This window comes from Microcoleus sp. Pol17C6, assembly GCF_036701145.1.
Classification (GTDB): domain Bacteria; phylum Cyanobacteriota; class Cyanobacteriia; order Cyanobacteriales; family Microcoleaceae; genus Microcoleus.
In genome coordinates, this window is record NZ_JAUBQH010000005.1 from 173,352 (window position 1) to 187,263 (window position 13,912).

Genomic DNA, 13,912 nt, shown 5'->3' on the forward strand with positions numbered 1-13,912 from the left:
CGATCTCTAACGCACTGTTGCGGTATCCGGGCGATCGCCTAAGCTTTAACAACTGCACAATGTTTGTCAATGATTGCTGGAACTTCTGCCGGTGCAATGCGGCTGTAGCGAGTTTTGTCCGGCATCACAACTATATTTGGGCCCGCTTTACACTGTTTGAGACATCCGGTTCCCTGTACTGTCACTTTGTCTTCTAAACCGCGCGCATTCAAAGCATTTTCTAAAGCTTTACAGACTCCTCCAGCACCCCGCTTCAGGCAGTCTGATTTTTGACATACTAATATTTTGGTTTGGGTTTTTGCCGGAGCTTTTACCGTTTGAGCCGCAGTGGGAGAGCTGACTTCGCTTTTGCCGATCGCGCGATCGTCGGATGTCAATACCGCAACAGGCCCATTGGTGGAGTCAAGGTGTTCGTGCGATCGATCGTTGTTACCCTGAGCCAGCTTGAGGCTGCGAGCTTTAAGTTTTATTTTACCGTTTTTCAAGTTGATTTCTTTCTCACCTACAACTTCAACTTTCAAACCGGGCGTCAAAACAGGTAACAGAAATGACCGCAATTCCTTGGACAGTTTAACAAGATATTCTACTCCCCGAGCATTGCTAATTCGCAAATATTTAAGTTTGCAGCCATCTTCAATAATTAGGCCGAGGATTTCTCCCTCTAAACTGAATTCGGAAACTTGCTTGCCAGATTTATACATTGTTATGACTCCTTTAAATCCGTTACATCCGTTACATCTTGTACATTGCTCGTTGCCGAACTTCGTTCTACCTTTAGCCCCTTTGCCAGCAGTATTCCAGCCACTGCACCAGTTCGCCCCGAGGGGCACTGACTTGCCTCAACACGCTCATTAACTGAGCCGCTTGTTTAACAGTATTGACTTTTGCCCGCAAAGGTTGGTCAACCGCACACCAGCAGGGAATTTCTAGTTCTTGCAAGCGTTTGTAAACTTGCCACCTATCTAGCCAACTTACTTGCACAATGTCACAAACTTCTAATTCTGGATCTGCTGGATTCATTTTTTAACAACAGTAATAATTTGCATTAATTTTTACCCTGAATGGTAGCGGGTAGAAGTTAAAAGCCAGATTTCAGCAGAACATCAAAGATGATCGAAAGCCCTTCCTGAAAAATTCTGCCTTTTGTCCTCTGCTTTCTGCCTTCAGAAGGTTCGCCCCACTTTCAGGAAGCGTTCAGAACGAGGATCTTGTTCAAGCATAACCCAACTGCTAATAATTCTCAATAGGTTTACAAAAAAAATTTCCTACTCTATAAAATCTTCTACTATCGAGGCAGACGCTGCTTGACTGGTAAATTTACGGTGCTAGACTGACTCTATTGGCAACAAAACTGCCTATTGAGAGGAGAACACACATGGCTGAGACTCAGAGTGCATTGAGACCGTTTGGGCACATAGCCGAAAACCCAGTTCTACTGGAACATTCAGTCACAGCACCGATTTGTGAAGGGATGAACGCGCTGCTGGCCAGTTTTCAGGCTCTATACCTGCAATATCAAAAACATCATTTTGTGGTGGAAGGGGCAGAATTTTACTCCTTGCACAAATTCTTTGAAGAAAGCTACGGAGAAGCTCAAGATAGCGTCCACGAGTTGGGCGAACGGTTAAACGGGTTGGGCGGCATACCGGCAGCTAGCTTTAGCAAGTTAGCCGAGCTGTGCTGTTTTGAGCCGGAAGCAGACGGCGTGTATTCCTGCCGCCAAATGCTAGAGCACGATTTAATTGCGGAGCAAGCTATCCTCGGTTTGCTGCGGCGTCAAGCAGGACAAGCAGAAAGTTTGGGCGATCGAGCTACCCGCTACCTCTACGAAAAAATCCTGCTAAAAACAGAAGAGCGAGCTTATCACATTTCCCACTTCCTCGCCCCCGATACCTTAGTGCAGTTGAACTTGAACTAACAATTCTTCTTCTTCTTCCTCTTCCTTCGCGCCCTTTGCGCCTTCGCGGTTCGTTATCTTAGATCAAAAAAAAAGCGAGCAGTTTTGTGACTGCCCGCTTTTTTTATACAAAGTGCGCTTACCCGTAAGGAATTAAGGCGCTAAAGCATTGCCGCGCAACAAGCTACCAATGGTTTTGGCAGTAATCTTCATCTGGATGAAAGGATTGGCCGGTACTACTGTCTTATACAAGTAGCTATCGAATGTGAGTTTCTGCACATCGCGATCGGCACACATTTCCACAAAAGCTTCGCGAGTAGCGTCGGAACGGTAAAACACGCGCTGCAAAATGTCCAGAACTTTGTAAGTAATGCCGTAGGCTTTATCCCACCGCTTCAGGTAAATCTTAATTTCCTCTTCAGTCGGAATGCGCGCGCCTTTATTGGAAATCTCCACAATAGTTTCGGCGCACATCCGGCCAGACTTGGCGGCAAAATAGATACCTTCGCCGGAAGACTTGGTAACGTAACCTGCTGCATCGCCTACGAGAGCAACTCGGCCGACAACCCGGCGGGGACGCGGATGTTCCGGGATGGGGTGAGCTTCCACTTTGATAATCTCACCGCCCATCAGTTTTTTGGCAGCGCGGGCGCGGACTCCTGCTTGCAGCTTTTTGATGCTGGCTTGATTTACTTTCATCGTGCCGGTACCGACGGCTACGTGGTCGTATTTGGGGAACACCCAAGCGTAGAAGTCGGTAGATACGTCGTCGCCGACGTACATTTCGGCTAAGTCTTCGTAGTAAGCCATTTTATCTTCTGGCAGGCGGATGCGCTCTTGGAAGGCGATCGCATAGTTGTAATCACCAGCGTCGATCGCCTTTGCTACGCGGGAGTTAGCGCCGTCAGCCCCGATTACTAAATCCACCTTCAGAGTTTTCTGAATTCCCATTGCGCTGCCGTCGGAGTGGTCGGCATAGTGGAGAGTATAGGGGTCTGTATTGTTGCCGGGAATTTCTAACTTGTGAACGGTGCCGTTAATCAGTTTTGCACCCAAGGACGCCGCGCGATCGCGCATGAAGCCATCGAGCACTTCGCGGCGGCACATACCGATGTATTCATGTGCGTTTTCAATATTGATGTCCACCTCGACGTTGGAGGGGGAGATCATTTTCATTTTTCTGACTTGGCGGTCAATAATACTTTGCGGCAAGTCAAATTCGCTGACCATGCACAGGGGAATCGCCCCACCGCAGGGTTTGGCGTTGTCTAATTTACGCTCGAATAGGTATGTTTCGATGCCTGCTTTTACCAATGTTTCGGCGGCGGAAGAACCCGCAGGGCCTGAACCTACTACTGCAACCCTTAGTGTCAAAGCTTTTCTCTCCAGTTTTTTTCTATAGGCATTACTCAGGTGTGATGGTATCACGGACTTTGGATGCGGTGGCGTGAAGCAGGGGAGATTTCAATGAAATGAAACAGAGCTTAACAGTTCGATACGAAAATCGGGTCTGGGGCAGTAGGTGCGATCGAAGATCTTAAATCTTTAACGGCAGATGAAGGCGGATGTGCGTTAATGTGCCCTGATGTGCCCTGGTGTGCGATCGAACTTCTAAGAACAAGCTTTCGGGCCTGTTCCACAACAGATGAATTTTCTGCTTGTGGGGTGGGCTTCTAGGCTGAACAAGCTTTCGGGCCTGTTCCACAACAGATGAATTTTCTGCTTGTGGGGTGGGTTTCTAGGCTGAACAAGCTTTCGGGCCTGTTCCACAACAGATGAATTTTCTGCTTGTGGGGTGGGCTTCTTGCCCGCCCCTAAGAGGTTAGAACCAGTCCAATAAGTTACATTAAAGTTACTTGCACTTATATCTAAAATTCTTATGCTCGGTAATTTTCAACAAAGCAACCTGCGGATTGAGCTTGAAGCTTCCGAAACAGCGATTAGAGACAGCTTGTTGCGTCCGAGTCAATTGCAGCAGTGGCTGTGGCCGCAGCAGTTGTCTAGCGGTTTGCCGGAAGAATTTGCTCAAGGTTTGACCTTTACAAGTTGGCTGGGCCCCGTGGCAGTTCAGCATCACGTTGATATTGTTGAGCACAATTGTCTGCGGCTGTTATTGAGTCAAGGAATTGACGGATTTCACGAGTGGTATTGGGGCGATGGTTGGGTGCAGTCTCGGTTGGAGGGAGTGTCGCTGCTGCCGCTGAATTTGGGACAAACGGCTAGTTTGTTGCGGCTGCGGGAGTTTGTAGCGGGGAAGGGTAAGCAGAAGTAGATAAATGACTGTCCAAAATCATGAGAACAAAGTCTGGTAGTCCTGCATAGCAACGAAAAATTCTTAATCCTTTTAGGGATAAAGAAGCGTTGTAATGATGAATAAAATACCACAAGGCTCCCACACGATTGGAGAGCTTTTTAGATTAGGAAACACTCTTTCTTACAAAAATAGCGAGATATCCTGTACATCAGGGAGTTCTTGCATCTTTAGAGATCAGAAGTTTTGCCCGTATCTTTCCCGACAGATTTGTGTCGCTGGCGAGGCAAAACTTTTTTATATGCGACTCAAAAATCTGTATAATAGACGGCACATTGTCTGTCAACTACTGGGAGGGAATCCGACAAACCTTTAGCACCCCTTTCAACTAGACTTCCTATATATAGCCACCCTAAATCATTGGTGAATTTCTTCCTCCCTCCCCTTAGTAAGGGGAGGGCTGGGTGGGGTGGGGTAAAAAATTTACGACTCATGTAGGATTGCTATAAACCGCTAGAATTTCTTTGGTTAAGGCATCAATTGGCAGGTCTTTCCACTGCTTGTTCCCCTTATTGCCTACAAACGACTACATTTCATCATGTTGGATCGTTAGCTTGGCTGGTTTTTTTGACTTTACTTGAAATTTCCGGGGGACTGATGCTAATTGTTGAAAAACAAATAGTATTGGAACCAGCGGGGGGACACCCTCGTGACTTTGATAATCGCGACTCAAGATACTTTTTCTAATAAAAGCTGATCTCTCAAATCCTTTGATGTTTGCGGTTTTAAAGAAACTGCCTATAACACTATATACATTTAAAGTTTTGCTTAGCGCGGGAGGTGGGACAATTTTTAACGATGTTTGGAGAACCGAAACGGGGACAATTCATGGAGTTGAGAATTAACAAGGCTTAGATACGTCGCATCATAACTCCTTACCCTTACTCTGCCAGACCATCTGAAAGCCACTTCGCTGCCGAAAAACTAGGAGTGTGTTATAAAAACATAATTTGTTCCTTTTTAAAGCGCTATTCTCGACACAACGAACCCGGTGCGTTTTGACTTCGCTTTAATTTTTATTAAAAAAATAAATATGCTCTCCATTCCAGGCATTGCCGTCCAGACACTTCTCTATGAAAGTGCCAACTCTCTGGTTTACCGCGCCATCCGGGAAGCGGATCACCAACCACTCATCCTCAAACTGCTCAAAGAAAGCTACCCCACACCTCAAGAATTGCTACGCTACCGCACCGAATACCGTATCACCCGAGAGCTGAAAGAGGCGGGAGTCGTGCAAGTTTATGACTTGCAAAAATACCAAAATAGCCTCGTGATTTTTGTGGAGGACTTTGGCGGGGAATCCTTAAAAATATGGATGCAGCAGCGAAAGTTTAGCCTCAAGGAGTTTCTTCTCCTGGCGATCGCAGCCACTGAAACTTTAGGGCAAATTCACAGGGCCAAAATCATCCACAAAGATATTAACCCCTCAAATATTGTTTACAACCCGGAAACGGGACAGCTTAAAATTATCGACTTTGGCATTTCCACTCAGCTAACGCGAGAAATGCCAACCCTGAAAAATCCCAACGTTTTAGAAGGAACCCTCGCTTACATCTCCCCGGAACAAACTGGCAGGATGAATCGCTCTATCGATTACCGCACTGACTTTTACTCGCTCGGCGTCACCTTCTACGAATTGCTGACAGGAAAACTGCCTTTTGAGACAGAAGACGCTTTAGAGCTAGTTCACTGCCACATTGCCAGACAACCAGTTCCCGCGCACGAAATCAAGCCAGAAATTCCCCTAATTGTCTCGCAAATTGTCAGCAAGCTGATGGAAAAAAATGCGGAAAATCGCTATCAAACTGCATTGGGACTCAAACAGGATTTAGAAATGTGTCTGGTTCAATTACAAGAAACCGATAGCATAGAAGAATTTGACTTGGGAACCCTGGATCTTACAGACCATTTCCTGATTCCCGAAAAGTTATACGGCAGAGAAACAGAAGTTGATCATCTATTAGCGGCCTTTGAAAGAGTTCGTAATGCTAGCGCCGAAATGATGTTAGTAGCAGGCTTTTCCGGGATTGGTAAAACCGCAGTCGTGAACGAAGTCCACAAGCCGATAGCCCGACAGCGGGGCTATTTTATCAAAGGCAAATACGACCAATTCCAGCGCAATATCCCCTTCAGTGCATTTGTGCAAGCATTTCGGGAACTGATGGGACAATTGTTATCAGAAAGTGACGCTCAGTTACACAGATGGAAAACCCTGATTCTCACCGCAGTAGGCGAGAGCGGGCAAGTGTTGATTGACGTAATTCCTGAATTAGAACACATCATTGGCCCTCAAAGTCCTGCACTAGAATTGTCGGGGAGTGCAGCACAAAATCGCTTCAATCTGCTGATGCAGAAATTTGTGCAAGTATTTACCCAAGCAGAACATCCCTTGGTGATGTTTCTGGACGATTTGCAGTGGGCAGATTCAGCATCTTTGAAGTTATTACAACTATTGATGGAAGATACGGGGCATCTGTTAGTATTGGGTGCTTATCGGGATAATGAGGTATCACCGGCTCATCCGTTTATGTTGACTGTGGATGAGATTGTGAAGTCTGGGGCAGTGGTGAATACGATTACCCTGCAACCGTTGAGTTTAGCAGATCTCAATCAGTTGGTAGCAGATACGCTGATTTGCGATTTATCTTTTGCTCAACCTTTGACAGAATTGGTTTATCAAAAAACCCAAGGTAATCCGTTTTTCTCGACTCAATTCCTCAAGGCGTTGCATGAAGATGGTCAAATTATTTTTAACCCCCCTCAATCGCCTCTGAGTAAGGGGGCCAGTAAAGGGGGATGGCAGTGCGATATTAATCAAGTTAAATTTGCCGACGCCTCGGATGTGGTGGAGTTTATGGCGGCGCAATTGCAGAAGTTGCCTGCCGAAACTCAGGATGTTCTCAAGTTGGCGGCTTGCATTGGGGCGCAGTTTGATTTAGAGACATTGGCAATAGTCAGCGAAGAATTACCAGAAGAAACGGCATCAGCGCTGTGGAAAGCCTTGCAAGAAGGACTCATTTTAGTGATTTCCGAAGGCTATAACTTCATTCAAGCAGATGCTCAATCCCCGAATCAGTCTGTTGCTAATCCCACTTATAAGTTCCTGCACGATCGCGTCCAGCAAGCGGCTTATTCCCTAATCCCAGACGACCAAAAACAAGCCACTCATCTAAAAATCGGACAGTTACTGCTACAAAGTTCTTCCGAGATAGAAACAGAAGAAAAAATATTTGATATTGTCGGGCATTTAAATCAAGGAATTGAGTTAATCCCTCAATTAAGTGAACGCTCAGCCTTGGCCCAACTCAACTTAGAAGCTGGACGTAAGGCCAGAAATTCTACCGCCTACGCTGCCGCAAATATCTATCTACAAACAGGAATTGAGCTACTGACATCTCAATGCTGGGAAACTCAATATGAATTGGCGCTAAATCTTTATGTTGCTGCTGCTGAAATTGCCTATTTAAATGGTGACTTTGATGGTATGGAACAGATGGCAGCACTGGTTTTGCAAGAAGCCCAAACAATTTTAGATCGAGTTAAAATTTACGAAATTAAAATTGCCGCTCAGACAGCCCAGAGCAAGGTTTTAGAAACGATCGCAGTAGCAAGAGACGCACTCTTACAATTGGGGATTGAACTCCCTGCCGAACCTGATGAAGCCAAGATTGGCAAAGCGCTACAAGCCCTTGCGGCCCAACTAAGTGGCAGAAAGATTGAGGAATTGGTTGACTTACCTGTGATGACAAATCCACCGACTCAGGCAGCTATGCAACTGTCTGGTATGTTGTTTCCACCCATTTTCCAGGGAATGCCCGGTTTGCTGCCCCTACTGAGCTCCACGATGGTGAGTTTATCGCTCTCCTTTGGGAATGCGCCCGCATCGACTGTGGGTTATGCGATGCACGGGATGGTGTTCTGTGCCTTTTTACAAGAGGTGGAAACTGGCTATGGCTTTGGGCAATTGGCACTTTCATTGCTCGATCGGTTGAATGTACCCGAATTCAAGTCCACAGTTCTACTTTTGTTTGGTGGTTGGATTCAGCATCGCCAAGAATCTCTTTTGGCAACGATACCGACGCTGAAAGAGGGCTATAGGTTTGGTATGGAAACAGGCGACTTTGTAGACGCTGGCTACAACATATATATTTGCTTTTATACTCATTTATTCGCTGGTGTAGAACTAGACACTTGGGAACCAGAAATAGCAAGTTATAGGGCTGTTATGGCGCAGTTGAAACAATATTCTGCGCGGGTTTATTTGGATATGATTCAGCAGACGGTCCAAAACTTGAGGGAAACCCATACTCGGCCGGATTTGTTAATAGGCTCTGCCTACGATGAAACGGTGATGATTCCCAAGCACTATCAGGATAATGAATTTACGGCGATCGCTTGTGCCTGCATCTTCAAACTGCTGCTTGCTTACTGCTATGGCAATTACACGGCCGCCCTAGACCATATTACCCAAGTCAAACAGTATTTGATGGGAGTATCTGGATCAGCATTTGTTCCAATTTTTCATTTTTATGCAGCCCTGACGCATTTGGCACTTTTTCCCGCACAGCCAGCAATTGAGCAAACTGAAATTATTGCCTTAGTGGAAACCCATCAAAGCACGCTGCAACAGTGGGCGCAAAATGCTCCCATGAATTATCTGCATAAATGGTATTTAGTGGAAGCAGAACGGCAACGGGTGTTGGGCAATAAAGCCGAGGCGATTGAAATGTACGATCGCGCAATTTCTGGAGCCAAAGAAAACAAATATGTTAATGACGAAGCCCTGGCCAACGAACTAGCAGCCAAATTCTACGGGGAATGGGGTAAAACAAAAGTTGCTCAAGCCTACATATTTGAGGCGTATTATTGTTATGTTGAATGGGGAGCCACTGCTAAGGTAACAGATTTAGAAACGCGATATCCCCAATTATTCGCGGTAACTCAACCGGGAAGGAAAAACACTCAAACTACCGTAGCAATGACAACGACGGGTTCGGGGAATCACCTAGATATCACCGCAGTCATGAAGGCTTCTCAGGCGATTTCTGGAGAAATTATGCTAGATAAGCTACTGTCTAGCTTGATGAAAATTTTGATGGAAAATGCAGGGGCGCAAAAGGGTTATCTGATTTTGTTAAGCCAGGGACAACTGTTTATTGAAGCTGAAGGAACAATCGATGACGAACTCGTCACCGTGTTGCAGTCAATCCCGGTTGAAACCTGTCCAGAACTTTCCTCCGCAATTGTCAATTATGTGAGTCGCACTCAAGAAAGCGTCGTATTGGATGATGCTGCGCGATCGGGACAATTTACCAACGACCGCCACATCCGAAAGCATCAGCCCAAATCAATTTTATGTGTGCCGCTGATTAACCAATCTCAAATCATTAGTATTGTTTACTTAGAAAATAATCTGACAGCGGGAGCTTTTACCCCTGAAAGAGTGGAACTATTAAAAGTGTTATCTGGACAAGCGGCGATCTCGATTCAAAATTCTAAGCTTTATACAGAAGTACGCGAAAATGAAAGCAGGCTGGCTCAACTCAACAAAGCTTACGAGCGATTTGTTCCCCATCAATTCCTCCAGTTTTTAGAGAAATCAAGCATCATTGATGTGGAATTGGGCGACCAAGTGCAGTTAGAAATGTCGGTGTTGTTTTCCGACATTCGCGACTTCACCACGCTTTCGGAAACTATGACGCCGGAGAATAATTTCAAATTTATTAATTCTTATCTCAGTCGCATGGAACCCGTCATTAATGAAAATAAGGGGTTTATTGATAAATATATTGGCGATGCGATTATGGCGCTGTTTAGTGGGGAAGCGGATAATGCGGTGAAAGCGGGAATTGCGATGCTGCACCGTCTCGTTGAATATAACGAATACTGCGCCAACGCTGGCTGTGCCCCGATTCAGATTGGGATTGGGATTAATACGGGTTCTTTGATGCTGGGAACTGTGGGAGGACCAAATCGTATGGACGGGACAGTAATTAGTGATGCCGTTAATTTAGCTTCTCGCGTGGAAAGTTTGACAAAAAATTATGGGGTTTCCCTGTTAATTACTCAGCCAACTTATACGCGCCTGAAAAATCCATCTCAGTACACAATCCGCACTCTAGACACGGTAAAAGTCAAGGGAAAATCAGAAGCTGTGACGATTTATGAGGTGTTTGATGCAGATCCGCCAGAAATTAAACAGGCCAAGTTAGCTACGCTGGAATTGTTTGCAGAAGCTAGGGCACTTTACTCGGAAGGGAAGTTATTTGAAGCGGCGCGACTGTTTTCCGAGTGTTGGCGTCAGAATCCGGGCGATCGCGTGGCTAAAATTTACTGGGAACGCTGTGAGTCTGCATTGTTGACTCGCACAAAAATCAAAGACAGGCTACACAATTTACATTAAGCGGTTGCTATGCCTGAAAATCACAGCAAAAGTGCGATCGACTGCTGAGACACCCTACAAACTAGGCGATCAAAATCGGGTAGGTATGTTGTAGCGCTAAAGCGCTAAAGTGCCACAACATAGGAAGTCTAAAAAGTTACTGCTTGAACTATACTGCTGGCAGTGACTCCTTTCAAGACAGCTAAATATTCCCCTGTTACCTGATACTGAATTATAGTATCGCTAACAAAAGCGCCTGTTCCTTGATAAATATTTAACTGGCTAAAAGCAAGGGGGCTAATTAAATCAATTTTGTCTTGATTGAGGGTAAAATCAGTAATCACATCAGCAGAGGCTAAGTCTGTTGAACCCGTGCCGATCGCGATCGCAAACACATCAAAACCCAATCCGCCTGTGAGAGTGTCGGCCCCCATTTCTCCAAATAAGTAGTCATTGCCCCCGTCGCCAAACAATATATCGTCGCCATCGCCTCCGTAAATGCGATCGCTTTCCTTACCTGAGTAAATCAAGTCAAAGCCGCCGTCACCCTGAATAAATTCAATGCCTTGGCCGCCAAAAATAATGTCATTGCCATCGCCACCGCTAATACCGTCATCACCTTTTTGTCCGTAAAGCAAGTCATCCCCTGCTTTGCCATCAAGATAGTCATTGCCGCGGCGTGCGTGGATCATGTCGTTTAATGCCGATCCTGTGATGCGATCGTCCTTGTCTGTCAAACCGATTACTGACTTTTTCAACAAGGTTTTGATATCGCCTAAGTTATCGTTATCGCTGATATTGACTGTGAGAAAGGCGACTAGATTATTATACAATGTGTCTGTGCTGCTAGTGGCGTGGCTAATTGGGCTGACACGATCGCCCTCAACAACTGCATCGTCAACAGCAGTCACCGTTACCGTTTGAGCGACATTCCAATTGGCGGGAGTAAAAGTAAGGGCAGGTTGGCTGACAGTAACTTGAGTTTCAGGGGTAATGGCGACGGTGACATTAGCAGTTGGTTGAGTATTTAGTCGCACTTTGTATATATCGCTGCCCAAGCTTTCGAGTACGTTGGTACTGCCAAGTGGTTGAATGATAATGACACCGGGAGTATCTGGAGTTGGGGTGGGAGTCGGAGTCGGAGTTGGCGTTGGAGTCGGAGTTGGGGTGGGAGTCGGAGTCGGAGTTGTTGTCGAAGTCGGAGTTGTTGTCGAAGTCGGAGTTGTTGTCGAAGTCGGAGTTGTTGTCGAAGTCGGAGTTGTTGTTGGAGTCGGAGTTGTTGTCGAAGTCGGAGTTGTTGTCGAAGTCGGAGTTGTTGTCGAAGTCGGAGTTGTTGTCGAAGTCGGAGTCGGTGTTGGCGTGGGAGTAGGAATCGGCGTGGGAGTAGGAATCGGCGTGGGAGTAGGAATCGGCGTGGGAGTAGGAATCGGCGTGGGAGTAGGAATCGGCGTGGGAGTAGGAATTGGCGTGGGAATGTTAACAGTAAAACTGCCTAAATTGCTACCTACAACTTGATTACCAAAAGTATCTTTTACTTGCGATGCTTGCAAATTAACAGCGTAACTGCCATTATCTGTATCATCCCAACTTCCCCCAGGTGGAGTCAGTGAATAAGTAGCGAGGCGAGGTGTACCATTACTGTTAGTATCGACGCTGACAAATGTAGGAGGAATTGTACCGCCTGACCAACTTACTAGAATGTCAGAACTATCTAAACTGCTAACATCTATTCCAGTATTGTCGTTGAGAGTAACAGTAAAAGTCTGGGTTGTAGCGCCTGCTGTCGTAATATCAGCGATAGGATTGATGGTGACAGTCGGGATAATTCCATCTATTGCTATTGCTTTGGAAGCACCCAAAGAATTCACTACACCCGGAGTTGGCAAGATTAAAATAGCATCACCATTGGCAGCATTCTTAATAGTACCGCTACTTAAAGATAAAGCAGTTGTCGAAACATAGTCTAAGTCAGGATTGCTATCGCCTGCTGCGACTGTATACCGAAATGTTAAAGTGTTGCTACCGCTGCCTGAGAGGTAATTCGCAACGGGAGTTACACCTGCTAAACTAAGCTGTGGCGTACCCGTAACGTTGACTGTTTGAGAGAATTGAACGCTGATGTCAATCGATGTACCGATACCGTAATTTCCGTCTGCTGTCACTGCGCTGACGCTGGTAATGTTAGGGACGGGGTTAATTGCAATATCGGCGGTTTCGGTAGCGCTACTGAAAACGCTGGATGTGCCGTTGGTAGCTAAGTCTGCTGTTACGTCTGCTGTGCTGCCGTTGGTGCCAGTAATTTGATCCCACGCTTGGAAGGCGATCGCGTTAGTAACGGTTCCACTATAGGTAGCTGTGGGTACGAAGCGGATGCGGGTGGATGCGTCGGATGCTAGCAGTCTAGCAGAGGTAACAGAGGCGGTGAAGGTGTTCCAGGTGGTGCCGTCGGTGGTGTATTGCCAACTGCCGTTAGTCGTGTCGAGGTTGGTGATGGCAATACCTTGTAAGGCGCTGGCATTAGGATCGGTGATTTTTGTGCCGCCGAGGTTGGCGATGATGGTACTAATGAGTGTACCTGTGCTGGCACTGTCGTTTTGGTTTTGGGCGTTGAGAGTGGGGATGCCAGAATTATCGAGGGTGGGAGAGTCGTTGACGAGGACGCTGACGGTGGTGGGTGTGGAAGCAATGCCGTCGGTGGCGGTGTATTGAAAGGTGTCTACACCGTTGAATCCGGCGTTGGGGGTGTAGTAGAGGCTACGTCCTTTGTCAATAGCGATCGCCTCGACTGTACTATCCGCATTCGGGTTGAAGGTGGCATCGGCGGCACCTGTTGTGGGGTTTAATTTGGCGATTGCGATGCGGGGTTGTGCGCCGATGGTGATGAAATCGCCGCCCACTATGGGGTTGCCACTGCTGTCTAGGGCGATCGCTCTGACTGTATTATTCGCATTCGGGTTGAAGGTGGGATCTGCCGCACCTGTTGTGGGGTTTAATTTGGCGATTCCACTGCGGGGTTGTCCGCCGATGTTGATGAACTCGCCGCCCACTATGGGGTTGCCGTTGCTGTCTATGGCGATCGCTCTGACTGTATAACTCGCATTCGGGTCGAAGGTAGCATCGGCGGCACCTGTTGTGGGGTTTAATTTGGCGATTCCGCTGCGGGGTTGTCCGCCGATGTTGATGAACTCGCCGCCCACTATAAGGTTGCCGCTGCTGTCTAGGGCGATCACATTGACTGCACTATTCGCATTCGGGTTGAAGGTGGCATCGGCGGCACCTGTTGTGGGGTTTAATTTGGCGATTGCGATGCGGGGTTGTGCGC

At 46.7% G+C, this 13,912-nt stretch carries 7 protein-coding genes and 1 pseudogene; 3 read left to right on the forward strand and 5 right to left on the reverse strand.

Going from position 1 to position 13,912, the window contains the following annotated elements; all coding sequences use genetic code 11:
* Nucleotides 1-38: 38 nt before the first annotated feature.
* Nucleotides 39-701: a (2Fe-2S) ferredoxin domain-containing protein gene (locus QUA25_RS04665; RefSeq protein WP_333035958.1), complete on the reverse strand. Its 663-nt coding sequence runs from the start codon at nucleotides 699-701 to the stop codon at nucleotides 39-41.
* A 73-nt stretch (nucleotides 702-774) separates the two neighbouring features.
* Nucleotides 775-1,020 carry an Asr1405/Asl0597 family protein gene (locus QUA25_RS04670; RefSeq protein ID WP_333035960.1) on the reverse strand — a complete coding sequence of 82 codons (246 nt, stop codon included), beginning with the start codon at nucleotides 1,018-1,020 and terminating at the stop codon, nucleotides 775-777.
* Nucleotides 1,021-1,375: 355 nt separating this feature from the next.
* On the opposite strand from QUA25_RS04670, the gene QUA25_RS04675 reads away from it, so the two are divergent.
* Nucleotides 1,376-1,918, forward strand: a complete 543-nt coding sequence (locus tag QUA25_RS04675; RefSeq protein ID WP_006632871.1) for a Dps family protein — start codon at nucleotides 1,376-1,378, stop codon at nucleotides 1,916-1,918.
* A gap of 132 nt (nucleotides 1,919-2,050) precedes the next feature.
* On the opposite strand, the gene chlP is transcribed toward QUA25_RS04675, so the two are convergent.
* Nucleotides 2,051-3,271, reverse strand: a complete 1,221-nt coding sequence (gene chlP / locus QUA25_RS04680; RefSeq protein ID WP_242723505.1) for a geranylgeranyl reductase — start codon at nucleotides 3,269-3,271, stop codon at nucleotides 2,051-2,053.
* A gap of 505 nt (nucleotides 3,272-3,776) precedes the next feature.
* Between chlP and QUA25_RS04685 the strand changes: the two genes are divergently transcribed.
* Nucleotides 3,777-4,169: a hypothetical protein gene (locus QUA25_RS04685; RefSeq protein ID WP_333035963.1), complete on the forward strand. Its 393-nt coding sequence runs from the start codon at nucleotides 3,777-3,779 to the stop codon at nucleotides 4,167-4,169.
* A 484-nt stretch (nucleotides 4,170-4,653) separates the two neighbouring features.
* Here the strand turns inward: QUA25_RS04685 and QUA25_RS29410 are convergent.
* Nucleotides 4,654-4,776, reverse strand: a pseudogene (locus QUA25_RS29410) (IS1 family transposase); the annotation flags it as partial.
* Between the two features lie 465 nt (nucleotides 4,777-5,241).
* Here QUA25_RS29410 and QUA25_RS04690 point away from each other — a divergent pair.
* Complete coding sequence (locus QUA25_RS04690; protein ID WP_333035964.1) at nucleotides 5,242-10,611, forward strand: AAA family ATPase; 5,370 nt, start codon at nucleotides 5,242-5,244, stop codon at nucleotides 10,609-10,611.
* A 128-nt stretch (nucleotides 10,612-10,739) separates the two neighbouring features.
* Here the strand turns inward: QUA25_RS04690 and QUA25_RS04695 are convergent.
* A partial coding sequence (locus QUA25_RS04695) for an Ig-like domain-containing protein (protein ID WP_333035967.1) occupies nucleotides 10,740-13,912 on the reverse strand: 3,173 nt, incomplete at its 5' end.

What these genes read in the sequence shown, in the direction of transcription:
- QUA25_RS04665 (WP_333035958.1), bottom strand. Translation starts at nt 701, where the DNA reads ATGTATAAATCTGGCAAGCAAGTTTCCGAATTCAGTTTAGAGGGAGAA.
- QUA25_RS04670 (WP_333035960.1), bottom strand. Translation starts at nt 1,020, where the DNA reads ATGAATCCAGCAGATCCAGAATTAGAAGTTTGTGACATTGTGCAAGTA.
- QUA25_RS04675 (WP_006632871.1), top strand. Translation starts at nt 1,376, where the DNA reads ATGGCTGAGACTCAGAGTGCATTGAGACCGTTTGGGCACATAGCCGAA.
- QUA25_RS04685 (WP_333035963.1), top strand. Translation starts at nt 3,777, where the DNA reads ATGCTCGGTAATTTTCAACAAAGCAACCTGCGGATTGAGCTTGAAGCT.
- QUA25_RS04690 (WP_333035964.1), top strand. Translation starts at nt 5,242, where the DNA reads ATGCTCTCCATTCCAGGCATTGCCGTCCAGACACTTCTCTATGAAAGT.